This window comes from Serratia sp. TSO36 (assembly GCF_057808395.1).
On sequence record NZ_JBJZOU010000015.1, the window covers coordinates 336,857 to 356,287 of the forward strand.

Annotated in this window: 18 protein-coding genes; 7 read left to right on the forward strand and 11 right to left on the reverse strand. The window is 60.8% G+C overall.

Translation table 11 applies throughout. From position 1 onward, the window contains the following. Positions 1 to 259: 259 nt before the first annotated feature. Both narX and narL read left to right on the forward strand, forming a co-directional pair. The gene (gene narX, locus ACK3CV_RS15060; RefSeq protein ID WP_033647735.1) at positions 260 to 2,044 is read left to right on the forward strand and encodes a nitrate/nitrite two-component system sensor histidine kinase NarX; all 1,785 of its coding nucleotides are present in this window, start codon (positions 260 to 262) and stop codon (positions 2,042 to 2,044) included. Positions 2,045 to 2,054: 10 nt separating this feature from the next. After that, positions 2,055 to 2,705 carry a two-component system response regulator NarL gene (narL, locus tag ACK3CV_RS15065; RefSeq protein ID WP_016927346.1) on the forward strand — a complete coding sequence of 217 codons (651 nt, stop codon included), beginning with the start codon at positions 2,055 to 2,057 and terminating at the stop codon, positions 2,703 to 2,705. Here narL and ACK3CV_RS15070 read toward each other — a convergent pair. Further along, entirely contained in the window at positions 2,702 to 4,213 is a 1,512-nt protein-coding gene (locus ACK3CV_RS15070) for a YchO/YchP family invasin (protein ID WP_033653663.1), read from the reverse strand. The two genes, narL and ACK3CV_RS15070, sit on opposite strands and share 4 nt — an antisense overlap. Before the next feature lie 429 nt (positions 4,214 to 4,642). Between ACK3CV_RS15070 and ACK3CV_RS15075 the strand changes: the two genes are divergently transcribed. Continuing rightward, positions 4,643 to 5,401 (forward strand): prepilin peptidase, encoded by a 759-nt coding sequence (locus ACK3CV_RS15075; RefSeq protein WP_223479922.1) that lies wholly within the window; start codon positions 4,643 to 4,645, stop codon positions 5,399 to 5,401. A 312-nt stretch (positions 5,402 to 5,713) separates the two neighbouring features. Here the strand turns inward: ACK3CV_RS15075 and ACK3CV_RS15080 are convergent, their stop codons facing one another. The 6 genes from ACK3CV_RS15080 to ACK3CV_RS15105 all read right to left on the reverse strand — a co-directional run bounded on the left by ACK3CV_RS15080 (position 5,714) and on the right by ACK3CV_RS15105 (position 12,410). Further along, on the reverse strand, positions 5,714 to 7,288 hold the full coding sequence (locus ACK3CV_RS15080) for an ABC transporter substrate-binding protein (RefSeq protein WP_164140863.1): 1,575 nt from the start codon (positions 7,286 to 7,288) through the stop codon (positions 5,714 to 5,716). Between the two features lie 132 nt (positions 7,289 to 7,420). Beyond that, positions 7,421 to 8,092 carry an ABC transporter ATP-binding protein gene (locus tag ACK3CV_RS15085; RefSeq protein ID WP_033634942.1) on the reverse strand — a complete coding sequence of 224 codons (672 nt, stop codon included), beginning with the start codon at positions 8,090 to 8,092 and terminating at the stop codon, positions 7,421 to 7,423. Next, positions 8,089 to 8,931, reverse strand: coding sequence for an ABC transporter ATP-binding protein (locus ACK3CV_RS15090; RefSeq protein WP_164140866.1), 843 nt, complete (start codon positions 8,929 to 8,931; stop codon positions 8,089 to 8,091). Before ACK3CV_RS15090 ends, ACK3CV_RS15085 begins: the two co-directional genes overlap by 4 nt. Continuing rightward, entirely contained in the window at positions 8,921 to 9,790 is an 870-nt protein-coding gene (locus ACK3CV_RS15095; protein ID WP_033647740.1) for an ABC transporter permease, read from the reverse strand. The genes ACK3CV_RS15090 and ACK3CV_RS15095 overlap by 11 nt, the downstream gene beginning before the upstream one ends. Next, the gene (locus ACK3CV_RS15100; protein WP_033647742.1) at positions 9,787 to 10,842 is read right to left on the reverse strand and encodes an ABC transporter permease; all 1,056 of its coding nucleotides are present in this window, start codon (positions 10,840 to 10,842) and stop codon (positions 9,787 to 9,789) included. Before ACK3CV_RS15100 ends, ACK3CV_RS15095 begins: the two co-directional genes overlap by 4 nt. After that, entirely contained in the window at positions 10,842 to 12,410 is a 1,569-nt protein-coding gene (locus ACK3CV_RS15105) for an ABC transporter substrate-binding protein (RefSeq protein WP_074026779.1), read from the reverse strand. The genes ACK3CV_RS15100 and ACK3CV_RS15105 overlap by 1 nt, the downstream gene beginning before the upstream one ends. A 279-nt stretch (positions 12,411 to 12,689) precedes the next feature. Between ACK3CV_RS15105 and ACK3CV_RS15110 the strand changes: the two genes are divergently transcribed. Next, entirely contained in the window at positions 12,690 to 13,337 is a 648-nt protein-coding gene (locus tag ACK3CV_RS15110) for a hypothetical protein (RefSeq protein ID WP_074026780.1), read from the forward strand. Next, positions 13,327 to 13,518 (forward strand): hypothetical protein, encoded by a 192-nt coding sequence (locus ACK3CV_RS15115; protein WP_033634949.1) that lies wholly within the window; start codon positions 13,327 to 13,329, stop codon positions 13,516 to 13,518. Before ACK3CV_RS15110 ends, ACK3CV_RS15115 begins: the two co-directional genes overlap by 11 nt. A gap of 42 nt (positions 13,519 to 13,560) precedes the next feature. On the opposite strand, the gene cbl is transcribed toward ACK3CV_RS15115, so the two are convergent. The 3 genes from cbl to chaB all read right to left on the reverse strand — a co-directional run bounded on the left by cbl (position 13,561) and on the right by chaB (position 15,992). Then, a complete protein-coding gene (cbl, locus tag ACK3CV_RS15120) occupies positions 13,561 to 14,514 on the reverse strand; it encodes an HTH-type transcriptional regulator Cbl (protein WP_033634950.1) in 954 nt (317 codons plus the stop codon). Between the two features lie 302 nt (positions 14,515 to 14,816). After that, on the reverse strand, positions 14,817 to 15,512 hold the full coding sequence (locus ACK3CV_RS15125) for a gamma-glutamylcyclotransferase (protein ID WP_074026781.1): 696 nt from the start codon (positions 15,510 to 15,512) through the stop codon (positions 14,817 to 14,819). Positions 15,513 to 15,764: 252 nt separating this feature from the next. Continuing rightward, positions 15,765 to 15,992 (reverse strand): putative cation transport regulator ChaB, encoded by a 228-nt coding sequence (gene chaB, locus ACK3CV_RS15130; protein ID WP_033647745.1) that lies wholly within the window; start codon positions 15,990 to 15,992, stop codon positions 15,765 to 15,767. 130 nt (positions 15,993 to 16,122) lie between these two features. Between chaB and ACK3CV_RS15135 the strand changes: the two genes are divergently transcribed. Further along, positions 16,123 to 16,941: a siderophore-interacting protein gene (locus ACK3CV_RS15135; protein ID WP_033653656.1), complete on the forward strand. Its 819-nt coding sequence runs from the start codon at positions 16,123 to 16,125 to the stop codon at positions 16,939 to 16,941. A 294-nt stretch (positions 16,942 to 17,235) separates the two neighbouring features. Continuing rightward, positions 17,236 to 18,339: a sodium-potassium/proton antiporter ChaA gene (gene chaA / locus ACK3CV_RS15140; protein ID WP_033647747.1), complete on the forward strand. Its 1,104-nt coding sequence runs from the start codon at positions 17,236 to 17,238 to the stop codon at positions 18,337 to 18,339. 37 nt (positions 18,340 to 18,376) lie between these two features. Here the strand turns inward: chaA and lpxO are convergent, their stop codons facing one another. Then, the gene (gene lpxO / locus ACK3CV_RS15145; protein ID WP_033634956.1) at positions 18,377 to 19,279 is read right to left on the reverse strand and encodes a lipid A hydroxylase LpxO; all 903 of its coding nucleotides are present in this window, start codon (positions 19,277 to 19,279) and stop codon (positions 18,377 to 18,379) included. Between the last annotated feature and the right edge of the window lie 152 nt (positions 19,280 to 19,431).

Here is a 19,431-nt window from a genome sequence, read left to right on the forward strand (position 1 = left end):
GGCGGCGCAAATAGCGCCTTCATCCCCTTAGGGGTACGCCCCGAATAAAAATTAAATCAAATTAAATCAACGCATTAGAAAACATCACGCCGCTACTCTCACCGCTGCGCCGTCCCGCCGGAAACTAATGGGTACTTCATTCGAGGTATGGGGTTATGCTCAGGGATAATCAAAAATACGGCTGAATCGTTACTTGTTTATCCCGTCGCCGCCTCTCCCCCTGAGTTTCAGCGGCGCCAAATGCCAGGAACCCGCGCTTATGAAACGCCTGTTGGCCCCGCTTTCGATCGTGAATCAGGTCGCCCTGCTGATGTTGCTGTCGGGCATTCTGGGCGTGGCCGGCATGGGGATTTCCGCCTGGATGTCGCAAAGCATTCAGGGCAATGCGCACGCCATCAACAAGGCCGGCTCGCTGCGTATGCAAAGCTACCGTCTGCTGGCGCAGGTGCCGCTGGATGAACGGCATGAAGCGTTGATTCGCGAACTGGAGCGCGACGAAAACAGCCCCGACCTGCAGCGCTCGGTGGAGCAGGAAGGGTTGACGCAACCTTTCGACGCCTTGCGCGACTACTGGCAACAGACCCTGCAACCGCGCCTGCGCAGCGCGCAGCGCCCGGCCGACGCCGCGCCGCAGGTGGCGCACTTCGTGCAGCTGCTGGATAAGCTGGTGTCGGATATCGACAGGCAAACCGAGCGCCGCCTGCTGATGGTGACGCTGGTGCAGGCCGGCTTTATCGCGCTGACCCTGCTGCTGCTGATCGGCACCACCTGCTACCTGCGCCGCCGGTTGCTGCATCCGTGGCGACAGCTGGTGGAGATGGCGTTGGCGGTGGGCCGCGGCGACTTTAGCCGCCGCTTCGCGCAGCGCGGGCACCAGGATGAAATGGCGTCGCTCGGCGGCGCGTTGAACACCATGTCTGACGAACTGTCGGCCACCTACAGCGGGCTGGAGCAGCGCGTGGCCGAGAAGACCGCGGACCTGCAGCAAAAGAATCAGGTGCTGAGCTTCCTTTATCGCGCCAGCCGCCTGCTGCACGCCAGCGAGCCGCTGTGCAGCCGCCTGACGCCGCTGCTCAACCAGCTGCAAACCCTGACGCCGCTGCGCGCCATTCAGGTGCGACTGTATGAAAACGACAGCCGGGAACCGCTGCTGCAGCTGAGCGGCAACCAGCCGCTGCGGCCGGAGCATTGCCATAACCCGGTGTGCAGCGCCTGCCTGAACGACAGCGACCGCCAGCATCCCGACAATCCATCGCTCAGCTGGAGCCTGAGCGACAAGCTCGGCGACTACGGCGTGATCGTGGCACAGCATGCGCCGCAACAGCCGCTGAACGATGAGCACCGCCAGCTGATCAACACCCTGGTGGAGCAGCTGACCAGCGTGCTGGCCATCGAGCGTCAGGTCGACCATCAGCAGCAACTGATGCTGATGGAAGAACGGGCGGCGATCGCCCGCGAGCTGCACGATTCCATCGCCCAATCGCTTTCCTGCCTGAAAATGCAAATCGCCTGCCTGCAGATGCAGGGCGAAACGCTCTCGTCGGCCAGCCAGGCGCTGGTGCAGCAGATGCGCGAAGAGCTGAACGGCGCCTATCGCCAGCTGCGCGAGCTGCTGACCACCTTCCGCCTGCAATTGACCGAACCGGGCCTGCTGGCGGCGCTGCAATCGACGGTGGCGGAGTTCAATCCCAAACTGGGCCTGACCATCAGCCTCGATTACCAACTGGGGCCACGCACGGTGCCGGCTTACCAGGCCATTCACCTGCTGCAGATCGCCCGCGAGGCGCTCAGCAACATCCTTAAGCATGCCGCCGCCAGCGAGGTGAGCATTCAGGTCATCAACAAGCGGGGCGAAGTGACCCTGAGCGTATGCGACAACGGACGCGGCCTGCCGGCCGAGACGTCTCGCCCCGACCATTACGGCTTGATCATCATGCGCGATCGCGCCAAGAGCCTGCATGGCCGCTGCGATATTTTACCGCGCAGCGGCGGCGGCACCGAGGTGCGGGTCAGCTTCACGCCGGATAACCACGCCATCGACTAACGGAGACACCATGACGACAGAAACCGCCGCCACAATCTTACTGATAGACGACCACCCGATGCTGCGCAACGGCGTAAAACAGCTGATTGGCATGGACGCCCGCCTGCAGGTCATCGCCGAAGCCAGCAACGGTGAACAAGGGGTCACGCTGGCGGAGCAGCACGATCCGGATCTGATCCTGCTCGACCTGAACATGCCCGGCATCAACGGACTTGAAACGCTGGATCGCCTGCGCCAGACCGACCTCTCGGGGCGCGTCGTGGTGTTCAGCGTGTCCAACCATGAAGACGACGTCGTCAGCGCGCTCAAACGCGGCGCCGACGGCTATCTGTTGAAAGACATGGAGCCGGAGGATCTGCTGAAGGCGCTGCATCAGGCGGCGGCCGGGCAGATGGTGCTGAGCGAAACGCTGACGCCGATCCTCGCCGCCAGCCTGCGGGAAAACCGCCCCAGCGCCGATCGCGATATTCAGCAATTGACGCCGCGCGAGCGGGATATCCTGAAGCTGATCGCCCAGGGGCTGCCGAACAAGCTGATCGCCCGCCGCCTGACCATCACCGAGAGCACCGTCAAGGTGCACGTCAAACACCTGCTGAAAAAGATGAAGCTAAAATCCCGCGTCGAGGCCGCGGTGTGGGTGCTGCAGGGTAAAAACGGTTAATCGCCGCCGTACAGCGGCCCGGTTTGCGCCGGGATCGGCGGCGGCGTCAGGGTTTTGATCGGCAGCAGGCTCGCATCATCACCGGCGGTCGCCGTCAGCGGCGGCGCCACTTTCAGCTCTATCCAGTTGGAGGTCACGCGCTGCTGCTTTTCGTCCTCCAGCGTGACCGACAGCCGGTAGCTGTTGGCAGCGCCCGGCGCGTCGTCCCACGGCGGCACGATCGCCGTCCAGCCCTGCGGATCGTTGGCGTTATGCGGCGGCGTCAGGCTCAGCGCCTGCGTATCCCCCTGCCAACTGACGTGAGCGATGCCGTTCAACGCCTTGATTTCCAGCACCAGCGGCACGGTTTCCCCTGCCTGCAGGCTCCACGGCGGCGTGGCCAGGAACACCTGCAGCGTTTTGCGCTGGCGGAATTCCAGCACCGGCACGTTCTTGCGTTCGATTGGATCGTAGCGGCTGCCGCGCAGCGACTTGGCCTGCGCCACATACTCCGGCGAAATCTGCTTCGCCAGCGGCACCCCGAGCCGATAACTCAGCGCCAGTTCGACCTGATCCTGGCTCTGCCCGCCCGCGCCAATCTTATGCAGCGCCTTCATCGTCACCAGCGGTACCGGCGTGTAATTGAGCCCCAGCTGCATCGCGCGCGGATCGTTTTGTTTTTTGCCGCTGCCAAACAGATCGACATTATCGCCCAGATACTGCTCATAGCTGAGCGAACCGCCGATCTGGCGATAAAACGGCAGATAGCCTTGCGTCGTGATGTCGTAACCGCGCGCCGGACGGCTGAAAAACACGCCATCGCCGGGCTGTTGCGCCAGCGCCGACAGCGGGTAGTAATAGTTGGTGGAGAAACGCAGGTAGTCTCCCCAGGCTTCCGCGCCGACGCTGCCGCGATTGCGCTGCCGGGCGAAATCGCTGTCGAGCGCCGTGTTGTAACCCAGCAGCCAGTCGCCGACGATCCAGCGCTGCCCCAGCGCAAAATTGCCGAGCGCCCCGGCGCTTTGCTGCAGCCAGCCGATCTGGCTGTAGGTCAGCAATCCGTCGACGTCGTACAGCGGGCTGAATAACTGCCCGTTGCTGCCGGTAAAGTCCCCCTCACCGGTCATCTTCAGCGATAGCCGGGCGGTGCCCAGCGGCGACAACAGCTCCTGCGCCTGTTGCTGCAGCGTGTCGGCCGCCTGGCCGAGCAGGTAATCCTCGGCGCGGCTGCGCATCTGCTGACGGGAAACGTTATTCAGATCTTTTTCGCCAAACTGCTTGGCCATCTCGGCCCACTGCTTCTCGCGCGCGGCATCGTCGGGCGCACCGCCCAGCTCCGGCAAACTCTCGGCCGGATCCGCGGCTTGCCGTTCGGAAGAAATAACGGCGTCCGGCGCCGGCGGGGATTCAGCGCACACGGGCGCCGCGCCGGCCAGCCACACCAGCGGCCCGGCCAGCCAGGCCGCCCGGCGGCGGCGCCAGAGTCGTTTTTTGATTTTGATGAGTCCTGCCTGAATTTCGTCTTTCATGACACCGTTGGCCTCCCTCCCTCCTGGAGCATGCCAACCCACTGCTTTGCTGCCGCCTTTCCCGCGGCAGATCTGAAAAACCTTACGTCCCGGCCTGTCGGGGCGCCTCTCCCTTAAAGCCTAACGGCTTGACGAGCAGAAACAATAGGATAAACCCCAATCACCTCTCAGTGACGCCGTCACTTACGCCATTGGCCGCTCCATTCCGGCCGCCAGGTGAATTCACACCCTTTTAGCGCCGATTTTGCCGATAAAAAGCGCAGCAACCCACTGCTGCGCGCCACCGCGCATGGCATTGTATCACTCTGCAATACCTAAAGTGGCAATGCGCACGACTGCGCATTTCTCACAATCCACCGCATTTCACTCCGATGAAATACGCATTTTGCCGTTATTTTAAACATCTGTTTCACGACTGACGGAGCCTTGATGTTTCTTTTCTCACTGTGGCACGCACTGTTTTTTACCGCGCTGCTGTCGGCAGGAATGGTCGCCTTCGCGCTCATCACCCGGCTGGAGCGAACGGCGGCCGTGCGCGCCAGCCCGCCGAGATTGCGCCGCCGCAGCCTGCTGCTGACGGCCTTGGGTGTGGCGTTGGCGACGCTGCCTTTCGACCCGCCGGCAGCACACCGGCTGTGGTTACCGCCGGCCGCGGCGCTGCTGATCGCCCTGGCCTGGCTGGACTGGCGCCACCGCTGGCTGCCGGACCGGCTGACCCAGCCGCTGCTGTGGGGCGGGCTGCTGTGCAATCTCGACGCTCGCTGGGCGCCGCTGGACGATGCGGTTATCGGCGCCGCCGCCGGCTACGGGGCGTTGTGGCTGCTCAACGCGCTTTATCGACAGCTGCGGCGGCGTAACGGCATCGGCCAGGGCGACTTCAAACTGCTGGCGGCGCTGGGCGCCTGGCTCGGTTGGACGATGCTGCCGCTGCTGGTCTGCCTGGCGGCAATGTTCGGATTAGGCATGGCCTTGGCGCGCGGCCTGCGCAACCGTCGCGCCTGGCGAACGCCGCAACCTTTCGGCATCGCCTTGGCGGCCGCCGGCTGGCTGTTGCTCTTGATGAACGCCGGCCAGAACGCGCCGGCGTTGTTCGGTGAGTTCTTCAGCGTCTCGATCAGCCGATTGAGCAATCCGGCCACTTCTGCCGTGCTGGCAGTTGCCGGATTGGCCAGTGGCTGGAAAACATAAAAACTGTTCCGGCGTCACAACCTCACCGGCGGCGAGCCAGGTTGCCGCGCGCTCCACTGAAGCGTTTCCGTTATTGTCCATAATATCTCCTGAGGTGATGTGTCCGCCTCATTGCGGACAACCGCGGTGAAAGACGTAAACAACGCCGCCTTTCAGCGCCAATTTATCAGCGCCATATGATCACGTTATGAAATTTCATTTTATTTCACCCTGACAAAACCTCTCACGATTCCAGGTTGCAGCAGCAAGCGATTTCACGCACGGGTGGCCTTTGGCGCGATAGAAAGCTCGGCCAGGCGCGCGGCGTTGGCGCTACTTGCTGACCCGATCCAGATACAGCATGCTGTTGGCGATATCCAACCGGGCACCTTTGACGTTGTCGCGCAATGCCACCAGCGTTTGCCCCTGCAGCGCCACTACATAGGGCGAGCTGGCCTGCAGTTCCCGTTGCAGCGCGGCATAACGTGCGCGGCGCGCGGCGCTGTTGCCCTCTGCGGCCGCGGCGCGCGTTTCCGCGCTAATGGCGGGAATGCCCCACTGGGTGCGCCAGGCCAGGGTTTTCGGCCCACCGGGCACGTTGTAGGCAAAGGCGCTGGCGTTGGTGTTCGGATCCAGGTAGTCGGCGCCCCAGTAGGTGAAGATCGCCTGAAAATCGCGGCCGCGCATCTTGCCCCACAGGTCGCTCTCCACCACCGGATGGATATCCAGCCGCAGCCCGGCCTGCGCGAAGCTGGCCTGCAGCGCCTGCGCGATGTCAGTGTACGGCGGCTGATTGATGACGATAAGATCGAGGCGCGTGCCTTCGGCAATACCGGCATCGCGCAGGATCTGTTTGGCTTTGCCCACGTCGAGCGTAAACGGCCGATCGTCGAGCGCCCCGTCCAATCCCTGCGGCAAGAAGGCCTGATGCACGCGATATTGCCCTTTCAGCAGTTGCTCGGCGATGCTTTGATAATCCACCAGCCAGCGCGCCGCCCGCCACAGCGCCGGATTGCCCAGCGCCGGGTTGTCTTTGCTGCCGGTGTTGAAACCGAGGTAATAGACCCGGGGCGCATCGGCCTGCTCAATGCGCACGCCAGACGCGTTGCGCAGCGAGTCGAACTGGTCGGCGCCCAGATCGTAGGCCACGTCGGCATCTCCTTTCAGCAACAGCAAACGGCGGGTGCCGGCGTCGCTGACGTTCTTGAACAACACCGTTTTCAGCCGGGCCGGCGACGGCGCATAGTCGTTGCGGCCAAACAGCAGCGCTTCGTGCGGCACATAGTTGTTCACCCGATACGGACCGCCGCCGGCGGAATGGCCGCGCAGCCAGGCATTGCCGTAATCCCCCTGCTGCGCGTGCTCGTTCAGCAGCTTTTCATCCACGATCGAGGCCACATTCGCCGTCAGCAGCCGCAACGCCAGCTCGCTGCCGATGTTGGCGGGCCAACTGAGTTGCACCTGGTTATCCCCCACCTTCTTCAGCTGCTGCTCAACGTTATCCGGCGTCCAGCCAAACTCACCGAGAATAAACGATGGCGCCTTGTTCAGCTTCACCGCGCGAACCAGCGAGAAAATCACGTCTTCGGGCCGCAGGGGATTGCCGGAAGCGAAGCGCTGCTGCGGTTTCAGGGTAAAGATCAGGCTGTGGCTATCGGCGCCCGCTTGCCAACTGGCGGCGGCGTCCGGCGCCAGCGTTTGCGGCGCACCGCGATCCGGCGCCACCAGGCGCTGATAGAGGTTGACCAGATTGGCCGAGCTGACGGTTTCAAAACTCTCCGCCGGATCGAGGCTGATAATGCCCTCCAGCGAACTGACCACCACCAAGGTGTCCTGCGGGGTGGCGGCCTGCGCACCGAACGCGGCCGCCAGCGCGCCATACAATAAGGTTGGGATTAACCGTTTCATCGATACACTCTCCACTATCACGCGGTTGCGCTGTTTTTCGAGTGTAGGGGGTAAGAATTAACGGAAGAACGACGATAAATTGCTTTATTTATTACCAGGATGGATATGCCCGCCGCGTTGGCGGGCATAGGGTCAAACGATGATGCGGCCGTGCGCCATCGCCACCGAACGATCGCACATGTGGTCAATCACGTCCGCATCGTGGCTGACCAGCACCATCGTCAGATCGCCCGCCTGTTTCAGCTCGTTGAGCAGGTTGAGGATCTCCGCCTGCACCGACATGTCCAACGCCGAGGTCGGTTCATCCAGCAACAGCAGCTTCGGCCGCAGCAACAATGCGCGCACGATCGCCACACGCTGACGCTGGCCGCCCGACAGCTGATGCGGGTAGCGCTCCAGCAGGCGCGGATCCAACCCCACCTGGCGAAAGCCCGCGCTGATTTTACGTTCGATGTCGCTTTCCTGCAGCAGTTTGAGCGGCTCCGACAGCGTACGCAAAAGCCGGTGCTTGGGGTGTAGCGAAGCATAGGGATCCTGAAACACCATCTGCACCTCGCGCCGCAGTTCGCCGGTAAACGCCTGGCCCGGCTGCAGGCGCCGCCCCAGCAACTCAAAGCCGCCCTGCCAGCTGCCATTCAGCCCGGCCAGCACCCACAGCAACGAGGACTTGCCGCAGCCGGAAGGCCCCACCAGCCCGAAACACTCGCCCGGTTCGATGCGCAGGTTAACCTCATGCACCACGGTGCGCAGTTCGTAGCCCTGGCGATGACTGACGCTCAGGTTCTCCAGTGCAATCACGCTCATTTCAACGTCTCCAACAGCGCGCGATCCAGCACCGGCAGCGGTTTGCCGCGCGTCTCGCGGCTCGGCCGGCACGCCCACAGCGTGCGGGTATAAGGATGCGAGGCCTGCGCCAGCTCTGCTGCCGGCAGCTGATCCAACAGCTCGCCTTTGTACATCACCAGCACCCGCTCGCAGTGGTGCGCCACCTGCTGCAAATCGTGGCTGATCAGGATCAGCCCCATATTGCGTTGCGCCACCAGGTTTTCTATCAGCTGCAGCACCTGATCGCGCATCTGGTGATCCAGCGCCGAAGTCGGTTCGTCGGCAATCAACAGCTGCGGATCGTTGATCAACGCAATGGCCAGCATCACCCGCTGCCCCATGCCGCCGGAGAGCTGATGCGGATAGCGGCGGCACAGCGCAGCCGGATCGGGCAAGCCCACCGCAGCCAGCATCTCCAACACTTTTTCACGCCGCTCGGCGCGGCTCAGCTTCGCATGCAGCACCAGCGGCTCCTCCACCTGACGGCCGATCGGCTGATTGGGATTCAGCGCATGCTTGGGATCTTGCATCACCATCGCCACTCGGTCGCCGCGCAGCCTGCTCCACTGGCGCTCGCTCAGGCGCGTCAAGTCTTCATCGCCCAGCGTCAGGCGCTGCGCCTGCAGCTGCAACGGCGGCGGCAATAGCCCCATCAGCGCACGCGCGGTCAACGATTTGCCGGAGCCGGACTCACCGACCAGCGCCAGCCGCTCCCGCCCCATGCTGAATGAAATATGCTTCACCAGCGCCACCGGCTGTGGCCCCGGCACGCCGATCGCCAACCGTTCGACGGTCAATAAGGTGTTATCAGTGCCCATGACGAGGATCCATTTTGTCGCGCAGGCCATCGCCCAGCAGGTTAAACGCCAGGCTGGCGAACAGGATCGCCCCGCCCGGCGCGGCGGCGACCCACCATTGGTCGAAAATCACTTTACTGCCTTCGGCCACCATCGAGCCCCATTCGGCGGTCGGCGGCGCGACGCCCATGCCGAGGAACCCCAGACCGGCAGCGGACAGGATGATGCCGCCCAGGCTGAGCGCCGCGCGCACCACCGCGCTCGGCAGGCATAAAGGCAAAATGTGGCCGACCATCAGCCGCAGCCCGTTGATGCCCTGCATGCGCGCCGCCGCCAGATAGTCGCTGCGGCGCAGCGCCAGGGTTTCGGCCCGCGCCTGGCGGGCAAAGGCCGGCCAGCTGGTCAATGCCAGCGCCAGCGCGCCGTTCATCAGCCCCGGCCCCATGACCGCCACAAACGCCAGCGCGATCACCAGGCTCGGCAGCGACAGAAAAATGTCGGTCAGGCGCATCAAAATGCGCTCTACCCAGCCGCCGAGGTAACCGGCGCCAATGCCGACCAGCAGGCCGATGGGAATGGTCAACACCAGAATCAGCGACACCAGAATCAGCGTCGGCCGCGCGCCGTAAATCACGCGGGAGAGCAAGTCGCGGCCAAAACCGTCGGTGCCCAGCCAATGTGCGGCGGAAGGCGGCAGTAACCGCAGCTCGATATGCTGCAGATTGGGATCGAAAGGCGCCAGCCACGGGGCCAGCAGCGCGGTGACGATCAGAATCGCCACCAGCGCCGCGCCCAGCGTCAGCGTGGTCAGGCGCCGGCCACGGCGGTAACCGACGGCTGGCTCGCTTTGCGGTTCGTGTTCAGAGAGATATTGGCTCATCGGGTTCGCGGATCCACTAAATAGGTCAAGGCGTCGGCCAGCGCATTCAACAGCACGAAACAGGTGCCGATCAGCAGCGTGGCGCCAAGGATCGCCGGCGTATCGGCGGCAAACAGCGCCGAGGTCAGGTAACGCCCGACGCCGGGCCAGGCGAACACCGTTTCGGTCAATACCGCCCCCTCCAGCAGGCTGGCGTAGGAGAGAGACAGTACGGTGATCAGCGTGCCCAGCACGTTGGGAAACACATGGCGCAGCAGAATGCGCAGGCGCCCGGCCCCCTTGGAACGCGCCAGCGTCACGTATTCCTTGTTGCACTCTTCCAGCATCGCCGCCCGCAGCAACCGAGTAATGCCCGCCATCGACAACAGCGCCAACGCCACTACCGGCAACCACAGGTGGCCGATGGCGTTGTAGAACATGTCGCGATCGCCGGACAGCCAGCTGTCGATCAACACGAAACCGCTGCGCGGCTCCATGCTGTACAGGTAGATGTCGTCCAGCCGCCCCGGCCCCGCCGACCAGTGCAGCGTGGCGTAGAACAGCAGCAGCCCAAGCAGGCTCAGCCAGAAAATCGGCACCGAATAACCGATCAGCGACAGCAAACGCGCCGCGTTATCCAGCCAGCTGCCCGGTTTGAGCACCGCCAGAAACGCCAGCGTAATGCCGCCGAGGGCGCCGAGGATAATGGCGCAGGTGGCCAGCTCCACCGTCGCCGGGAAGGTACGCAGCAAATCGCTCAACACCGGCTGGGCGGTTATGCGCGAAATACCCAAATCGCCGTGCGCCAGGTGCACCAGATAACGCCAAAACTGCACCGGCAACGGCTGATCCAACCCCAACTCATGCCGCACCTGTGCGTAGGTGGCTTCGCTGGCATGATCGCCCGCCACCTGCAGCGCCGGATCGATCGGCGCCAGATGCGACAGCATGAAGGTGAACAGCAGCAGGCCAAGCAACGTCAACGCCAGCGACAGCGCGCCGCCGAGCAGCCGCCCGCCCCAGCGCCAATACCGCCGGGCCGCCCCGGCGGAGGCGGACAGTTCAGCGGCCATTACTTGCTGACCTTGCTGTAGAACACCATGTCAGGGTTGATGCCCTGCACATAGCCCTTGAGGTTGTCGCGCACCGCAATCAGGCTGCGCGCCTGCAGGCCGATGACGAACGGCGAGCTTTGCTGCACCTGTTTTTGCAGTTGCTGGTAGTCGGCCACCCGTTTGGCGGTGTCGTTTTCCGCGGTGGCGGCCAGCGTCAGCTTGCTCAGCGCCGGGATCTGCCAGTTGGCGCGCCAGGCCAGCGTCTTGCTGCCGTCTTCCGGGTTGTAGGCGAAGGCTGCGGCGTTGGTGTTAGGGTCGAAATAATCCGGCCCCCAGGAAGTCAGCGTCGCATCGTAGTTAAGCGTTTTCACCTTGGTGGAGACCTGCGAGCTGATGCCCGGCACCAGTTCCACCTTCACGCCGCCCTGGGCAAAACTGGCCTGCAACGCCTGGGCGATATCCAGGTACGGCGGCTGGTTGTTGACGTCCAGACGGAAACTGACGTTGCTGAGCCCCGCTTTGGCCAGTATTTCTTTGGCTTTCTGTGGATTGAAGCTGTACGGCTGATCCTTGAGCGCACCCAGATAACCGTCCGGCAGGAATGCCTGATGGCTCTGGAACTGCCCTTTCAGCAGATCGTCGGCGATGCCTTGGTAATCGAACAGCCAGCGCGCCGCCTCCCAGAACGCCGGATTGCCGAGCGCCGGCGACGCCTTGGCGTTGAACTGCAGGAAATAAAGTGAGGCGTAAGGAATGGCCAACGGTTTGACGCCCGGCTTACCCTTCAGGGCCGCCATCTGGTCTGCCCCCAGGTTGCGCGCGATATCGGCATCGCCCTGCTCGATCAGCAAACGGCGCGCGGCCGGATCGGGCACGTTTTTGATCAGGATGGTTTTCAGCGTCGGCGCCCCTTCCGGCGAGCCTGGGTTGGCGTCCAGCACCACCACCTCGTGTGGCACATAGGTGCGGATTTTGTAAGGGCCGCTGCCGGCGGAGTGGCTGTTCAACCATTGGTGCCCCAGATCGTCGCCCTGCTGGTGCGCCAGCGCCTCTTTGGCGTCGACGATCGACGATACCGGCGCCGACAGCAGGCTGAGCACGAAGGCCGGGCTGACGTTTTCACTCCAGCTGATTTTTACCTGGTGGTCATCCACCTTGCTCAGGTGTTGCTCCACGTTCTTCGCGTTCCAACCCAGCTGCGTCAGGATAAACGACGGCTCCAGATTCAGTTTTACCACCCGTGAAAGCGAGAAGATCACGTCTTCCGGCCGCAGCGGATTGCCGCTGGCGAACCTGGCGTCCGGGCGCAGACTGAAAGTCAGGCTGCGATTGTCGGCGCCGGCCTGCCAGCTGCTGGCCAGGGTTGGCTTGAGATCGATAGGGTTGTGCGGATCGGACTGGATCAGACGTTGATACAGGCTGTTGAACGACTGCACCGTGGTTAACTCAAATCCCTGGGCCGGGTCAAAGCTGACCACGTCATCGATAGACTGCGCGATCACCAGCGTGTTGGCCGGCGTCGCCGCCTGCGCGTTAACGCTGGCCACCACGGCTAAAAACAGCAAAGAAGGAACGAGCGCTTTCATCTGAAACTCTCCAAGCGGATGGAATTTATAATAATTTCGCGAGTGTATGCGAGCACGATCGGCAGCTGAAGGTACTTAAATCACTATAGATATTCTTTTTATGTATATAGATGGGATTTTGATTATTAGAGAGAGTATTGCACGCCAGATCGCACGCTCACGGCAGCTGGCCGCAATGGATAACTGTCTTTGCGGCGCAGTTCGCAGCGGTGAAACGCGGGGTTTGAGTCTGTTTCATTGGGTGATTAACGTCAGTTCGGTCACCCAAGGGACGGGAAAATGGAAAACCATCCATCGGAAAATGGCGTCTCACACCGGCATGAGAGAGCGATAGAGCAAACGCTGGCAGACATGAACAGCGTCCTGCTTGAGTCGGATCTGTTTATGACTCGTCTGACGGTACAAGACCGGCGCTGGCAAAAAGGCAGAAAAAACGGGCATACGTTAAATTGGCGCTCTCTTTTTAAATATCATGCCCAAACGCCGATGAGTTTCGCTTTCGTCTATCGGCAAATGGCCAGCCCGCTGAGCCGCGCCGGATTTTGCCTGTGCCGTTATCTCCAGGCAGAGAACGTTATCGAACTTGTCGCGTTGGAGAATTTCTCCCTGCGTGAAGCGCAACATCCACTGAAAGGCAATATGCTGCGCAACTGCTTGCAGGTACTGTATCTGTATGGCCTGAACCTGCAAGAGCAGAGGCTGACGCCGGTGCCTCCGCCGGACATACTTATCAGCCACGCAATCAATCACCGCGTGTTGGCGCTGTATACTCGTCAGGCCGCCTTTGAGGTGATACCCGGAACCATGACATGTAAAACCAGCTTCAACGCACTGAAAAAGTACATACAATCGCTGGAAAAGTACGGGGCCAAATGTGATAAGGTGCGTATAAATAACGTGCAGAAAGGAAGCCAAAATGGAAAATAAGGATCTGACCGACCCTACGCTCTCCATTCAAGAGCAAAAACGCATCGCCATCGAGATTTTGCGCCAACACCATCGCTGGGAGATGGCCAACCCGCGTCCACCTGAAGAACTCCCGGAATGGGAAGCCATCGGCCCGTTCAGAAAAAGTAAACGTCACCTGATCGAACGTACCGACGACTAATCCCCCTTCCCCGTGGCAATCCGGCGGGGCCCAGCTGTCCGACTAAATCTGGTAGTCAATCACCGCATCCAGCTGCGACGAGAAGACCTTGTCCTTGATTTCGGTCAGCGACAGCGTCGGGTTGCACAGTTGGATAAAGCGCCAGGCATAGTTGCGCTGCAGCTGGCTGCGCTTGAGGCCCAGCCATACCGTATTGGGTTCAAACAGGTGCTCTGCGTTGAGGCTCACCAACCCGCGATCGCGCTCTTTTTCATACGACATGTCCGCCAGCACGCCCACGCCCAATCCCAATTCGACGTAGGTTTTAATTACGTCGGAATCCTGCGCGCTGAGCGCGATGTCCGGCGTCAGGCCCGCCGCTTTGAACGCCGCATCCAGCTTCGCGCGCCCGGTAATGCCCTGGCGGTAAGTGATCAGCGGCAAGGTGCTGAGCATCTCCAGCGTCACCTGCGGCTGGCGCGTCAACTCGTGCCCTTCCGGCACCAAAATGGTGTGATGCCAGCGGTAGTACGGGAATGCCGCCAGCGACTCGTCGCTCATCAGCCGCTCGCTGGCGATGCCGATATCGGCTTCGCCGGCGGCCAGCATCGAGACGATCTCTTCGGGGCTGCCCTGATTGAGCACCACCCGCACCCGTGGATAAAGCGCGCGAAACTCTTTGATCACCCCCGGCAGGCTGTAGCGCGCCTGGGTGTGCGTCGTCGCGATATGCAGCTGCCCCGAATCGTTGCTGCTGAAGACGTCCGCCAGGCGACGGATGTTGTTGGCGTCGTTGAGAATGCGTTCCGCCACCACCAGCAGCTCTTTGCCGGGCTCGGTCATGCCCAGCAGCCGTTTGCCGCGGCGAATGAATATTTCGATGCCCAGCTCTTCTTCCAGCTCGCGAATATGCCGGCTGACGCCGGACTGCGAAGTAAATAAGGTATTGGCGACCTCGGTCAGGTTGTAGTTGCAGCGCGCCGATTCGCGAATAATTTTTAATTGTTGAAAGTTCATCCCCGTCTCCCTGTTTCTTGCGGTAGCGTCTGCCATATTGATACGGAGTCCTGCGTGGCTGAACAAATAAGAAATAGCCTTTAGTTATGCAATTTAATACTAAGTGAATTATTTATCGTGACTCTCGGGGTGTGAAGACGGAGGAAAATGATGAATGGCTTTAAAAATAACGAGATAAATAACCACACAAAAAAGAAGCCTTAAATAATCATGCAGAATAAAGTTATTAAATAGAGGTATTAGATATATGAAAAAGGGCTCAGCATGCTGAGCCCTTCACTGTTTGCCGCCCTGCCAACGCCTCAGGCCGTGGCCTCGGCCCCGAAAGCGCCGGGCCGGTTCTGCTGCAACCATTGCTGCACGTAACGCACCAGATCGCCGATGCAATCATCCTGCATGCCGTGGTGCTTCAGCTCGTTATCCAGCGCAAACAGGTATTGCGCGTTGGTGCCCAGCGGGCCGCTGGCGCTGGCGATCAATGGCGCGATCACCTGGTGGCTGGTGTCTGCTTCAAACAGCGGATGCTGCGCGTTCATCACGAACACCAGCGCCGTAACGGTCTCTCCGCCATCCAACTGCAGTTCGCACCAGGTCGGCACATAGCAATCGGTGATCATCTCGCGCTTCCAGAGCAGTTCCAGCTCTTCGCGCAGCTTGCCTTCCGGCAGACGAAATGCCAATCCGGTGGTCTGGCCGCCCTCTTTCAGCGCCAGCATGCGCCCCGGCTGATGCAGCGTGCCGCGCCCGGCGGTCAAACGCATGCAGAACGCCCGATGCCAACCCTGCAGCATGGCAGGCCGCACTTCTTCCGATTCGAAAACCGGATTCCACATCAGCGAACCGTAACCGAATACCCATACCGGGCTGTGATTCGGCCGGCGCGATAATGTGCACGCCAACGAGGCTGCGCGCTGCTCAGGCGTCAGCAACAGCGATTCCTCAATAGCGCCAAAGGCGGTTTTGCAATCCGCTTTTTGCAGAAAATCTCGCGTTAACACTGTTACAACCTCCCGGGAATACGATTTCTCGTCCTCCCTCGCCACTACTGAACCTTTGCAATTTTATTTTTTGGTGCGGAATTTTATTAATTCAATAACCGCGCCGATTAATAATGACCATATTCTTTTCCCACCGCGCAATCAAGTTGCAAAGCGGCGTTAACGTGGAAAAGTATTTGTACTGAGCAGCAATAATATTAATTGCCGAGGTCAGCATAACGTCTGCGCGATTTTTACCGGGCATGAAAGGCGTTACTTTTTGTGCCAGCGCTCATCGTCGCCCTTGCGATAGCTTTGTTTGACCGCTGCCCAGGCCACCTTGTGCGCCGTCTCTTCCCGGCCGGCGTCACCGCGTCGATCTTCAGGATCCCGATATTGTTGCCAGGCGCTGTTGAACGCTTCTTTATAAATCGCCTGCGCATGGGCCGGCAGCACATGCTTCACATTGTCCGGCAAGTCGTTCGTGTCTTGGTATGGCATCACGTCCTCCCGTGCGTATTGCGTGAACCTTAAGCCTAGCTCACAGGCGATTGCGCCTCAATGAGCAAACAATTCTCATTATCAAACGGCATGGTATACTCACCGCCAAACGAACTATAAGGAGATCCCCGTGACTACCGAAGCCCCTCGCTCACGCGCCCCCTACCTGATCGCCGTCAGCGCCGTACAGGACATTACGCCGCACCTGCGCCGCATCACCTTTACCGCGCCCGATTTGCGCTACTACCCGGCCAACGCCGCCGCTGCGCACATCAAAGTCTTTTTGCCGCTCGCCGACCAAACTCAGCCGGATCTGCCGACGCTGACCGAAAACGGCCCGCGCTGGGCCGCGGACGCCGTGCGCCCGATCGTGCGCACCTATTCCATTCGCGCCGTGCGCCCGGAACAGGCGGAAGTGGACATCGAATTTGCGATTCACGATCACCGAGGCCCAGCGGTCGACTTTGCGCGCCAGGCGAAAATCGGCGATAAAATCGGCATCAGCAACCCGGGCGGCCCCAAACCGATGCTGCCGGCGGCCGATTTCTACTGCCTGGCGGGCGATCCTTCCTCGCTGCCTGCGCTGGCCGCGCTGCTGGAAAACCTGCCGCAGCACAGCGCCGGGCGCGCTTTCGTCCGCGTCGACAGCACCGCTGACATAATTGACCTGAAAAAACCCGCTGATGTTGAAGTGAATTGGATCGTCGGCGGCACGGAGAAAACCGACGAACTGATCGCTCAGTTCCGCGCACAGTCCCTGCCGCAGGGCGAAGCGCACTTCTGGCTCGCCGGTGAAGATCGCCTGGTGGTGGGGTTGCGCCGCTACCTGCGCCGTGAACGCCAATGCGATCGCAATCGTCTTTATGCCGTACCTTACTGGCGTGAGGGGCTAAATGAAGAGGGTTACCACAATAAACGGCATGAAATCATGGATAATATTGATGACTGACGGTCTCATTTTCCTTGATTAACCAAGCGGTAAATGAGTAAACACAACTTTTCTCAAATCTAACGTTAAAAATTGGCGTTACTGCGTAAAAGTAAGTAAATAAAACCGCACCCCGTGCGGTTTTTTTGCTACCCTGATCACATAAAGCAAGCAATTGCTTTCTCAGATAAAAACAACATCACACCGGCGCCGCGGGTGTATCCTAATATAAAATACCTACTGGAAACGCAGAGTTGCCGTGCCACGGCGACCGGCGCCGACGGGCTACGCTGTTTGAGAAGGAGTGCCACCCTCATGAAGTCGCAACACGATCCTGGCCGATCCACCAAATCTCGCCACACCGAATACTCGCTGATCTTTCCCATCGCCGCGCTGGTGGTGTTGAATCTGTGGAGCAGCACCGCTAACTTTCCGCTGATCGTCGGCATCAATATTCTCGCGCTGGTGGGGATCCTCAGCAGCGCCTTCAGCGTGGTGCGCCACGCCGACGTGCTGGCTCACCGGTTGGGCGAACCCTACGGCTCGCTGATCCTCAGCCTTTCGGTGGTGATCCTCGAGGTCAGCCTGATCTCGGCGCTGATGGCCACCGGCGACGCCGCGCCGGCGCTGATGCGCGACACGCTGTACTCCATCATCATGATCGTTTCCGCCGGCCTGGTCGGCTTCGCGCTGCTGCTCGGCGGGCGCAAATTCGCCACCCAGTACGTCAATCTGGGCGGCATCAAACAGTACCTGATGGCGATTTTCCCGCTGGCGGTGATCGTGCTGGTATTCCCGAGCGCGCTGCCGGGCGGCAACTTCAGCACCGGGCAAGCGCTGTTGGTGGCGCTGATCTCCGCCGCCATGTATGGCGTGTTCCTGGTGATCCAGACCAAAACCCACCAGAGCCTGTTCGTGTACGAGCATGAAGACGACGACGGCGACCCGCATCACGGCAAGCCTTCTTCCCACAGCAGCGCCTGGCATGCCGCCTGGCTCATCGTGCACCTGATCGCGGTTATCGCCGTCACCAAGTTCAACGCCAATCCGCTGGAAGGTCTGTTGACCAAAATGAACGCGCCGGCGCAGTTCACCGGTTTCCTGGTGGCGCTGCTGATCCTGTCGCCTGAAGGGCTGGGTGCGCTGCGCGCCGTGTTGAACAATCAGGTGCAACGCGCCATGAACCTGTTCTTCGGCTCGGTGCTGGCGACCATATCCCTGACCGTGCCGGCGGTCACCATCATCGCCACCCTGACCGGGCAGACGCTGATCTTCGGCCTGCAAACGCCGCATATCGTGGTGATGCTGACGGTGTTGCTGCTGTGCCAGCTGTCGTTCTCGACCGGCCGCACCAACGTGCTGAACGGCACCGCCCACCTGGCGCTGTTCGCCGCCTACATGATGACTATCTTCGCCTGATCAAAAAGGGGCGCACACCGTGCGCCCCCGCCTTCGTTTATACCGAGAAGAATATCGCCGCGGCGATCCCCCCGAACAAAATCCACTTGATGATGTAGTAACCGGTGCGATTCCAGGCCTTTAGGCGTTTCCCCACCCGGCGTATCGCATAGATGTATTTGAACATCTTGTTGACGCCGCCGGTGCGATCGCCCTCTTCATTCGGCGCGGTGGCGGCGCTCATCAGATTGCGCCCCAGCCAGTGGTTCACCGCCTGCGCCCAGCGGTAGCGCATCGGCCGTTCGATGTCGCAGAACAGGATCAGACGGTTCTGCCCGCTCTGGTTTTCCGCGTAGTGCAGATAGGTTTCATCGAACATCACGCCTTCCCCGTCGCGCCAGCTGTAGCGCTCGCCGTCCACCTCAATGAAGCAGCGGTCATCATTGGGGGTAATCAGCCCCAGGTGATAACGCAGCGAACCGGCGTAAGGGTCGCGGTGGCGCGGCAAACGGCTGCCGTCCGGCAGTTCGGCGAACATCGCCGCCTTGACGGAAGGCAGGCTGCGCAGCAATTCCGTGGTCTGCGGGCACAGGGTCATAGCGGAGGGATGGCTGTCTTCATACCATTTCAGATAAAAGCGCTTCCAACCGGTCTTGAAAAAAGAGTTGAAACCGGCGTCGTTGAATTGATCGGACGCCTTGATCTGCTGGATCTCCATCAGCTTCTGTCCTTCGTCGCGGATGGTTTCCCAGTTATCTCTCAACACCGCCAGCTCAGGAAACTGTTCCGGCTTCAGGTACGGCGTGGTCGGCACGCGGGAAAACAGATACATGAAGACGTTCAATGGTGCGGTAAAGGTGGAATGGTCAGACAGCTGCCGCCACACGTTGTAGCGCACCCGTCCGCGGTAATGCACATAGACGACGCATAAAATAAGCAAAATCAGAACGATGTATTTCATGTTTGAATCGCATCAAGGAACCTACACGCTATGCGCCGCGCGGCGCACACCCCAGATAATGTCCTTTTGGCGGCACAGGCAAATTGCGCGCCAATCTGGAACCCATTAATCATTAACGCTAACTCAACGAAAATCTATACAAAAAACCACAA

What these genes read in the sequence shown, in the direction of transcription:
- narX (WP_033647735.1), top strand. Translation starts at nt 260, where the DNA reads ATGAAACGCCTGTTGGCCCCGCTTTCGATCGTGAATCAGGTCGCCCTG.
- narL (WP_016927346.1), top strand. Translation starts at nt 2,055, where the DNA reads ATGACGACAGAAACCGCCGCCACAATCTTACTGATAGACGACCACCCG.
- ACK3CV_RS15070 (WP_033653663.1), bottom strand. Translation starts at nt 4,213, where the DNA reads ATGAAAGACGAAATTCAGGCAGGACTCATCAAAATCAAAAAACGACTC.
- ACK3CV_RS15075 (WP_223479922.1), top strand. Translation starts at nt 4,643, where the DNA reads ATGTTTCTTTTCTCACTGTGGCACGCACTGTTTTTTACCGCGCTGCTG.
- ACK3CV_RS15080 (WP_164140863.1), bottom strand. Translation starts at nt 7,288, where the DNA reads ATGAAACGGTTAATCCCAACCTTATTGTATGGCGCGCTGGCGGCCGCG.
- ACK3CV_RS15085 (WP_033634942.1), bottom strand. Translation starts at nt 8,092, where the DNA reads ATGAGCGTGATTGCACTGGAGAACCTGAGCGTCAGTCATCGCCAGGGC.
- ACK3CV_RS15090 (WP_164140866.1), bottom strand. Translation starts at nt 8,931, where the DNA reads ATGGGCACTGATAACACCTTATTGACCGTCGAACGGTTGGCGATCGGC.
- ACK3CV_RS15095 (WP_033647740.1), bottom strand. Translation starts at nt 9,790, where the DNA reads ATGAGCCAATATCTCTCTGAACACGAACCGCAAAGCGAGCCAGCCGTC.
- ACK3CV_RS15100 (WP_033647742.1), bottom strand. Translation starts at nt 10,842, where the DNA reads ATGGCCGCTGAACTGTCCGCCTCCGCCGGGGCGGCCCGGCGGTATTGG.
- ACK3CV_RS15105 (WP_074026779.1), bottom strand. Translation starts at nt 12,410, where the DNA reads ATGAAAGCGCTCGTTCCTTCTTTGCTGTTTTTAGCCGTGGTGGCCAGC.
- ACK3CV_RS15110 (WP_074026780.1), top strand. Translation starts at nt 12,690, where the DNA reads ATGGAAAACCATCCATCGGAAAATGGCGTCTCACACCGGCATGAGAGA.
- ACK3CV_RS15115 (WP_033634949.1), top strand. Translation starts at nt 13,327, where the DNA reads ATGGAAAATAAGGATCTGACCGACCCTACGCTCTCCATTCAAGAGCAA.
- cbl (WP_033634950.1), bottom strand. Translation starts at nt 14,514, where the DNA reads ATGAACTTTCAACAATTAAAAATTATTCGCGAATCGGCGCGCTGCAAC.
- chaB (WP_033647745.1), bottom strand. Translation starts at nt 15,992, where the DNA reads ATGCCATACCAAGACACGAACGACTTGCCGGACAATGTGAAGCATGTG.
- chaA (WP_033647747.1), top strand. Translation starts at nt 17,236, where the DNA reads ATGAAGTCGCAACACGATCCTGGCCGATCCACCAAATCTCGCCACACC.
- lpxO (WP_033634956.1), bottom strand. Translation starts at nt 19,279, where the DNA reads ATGAAATACATCGTTCTGATTTTGCTTATTTTATGCGTCGTCTATGTG.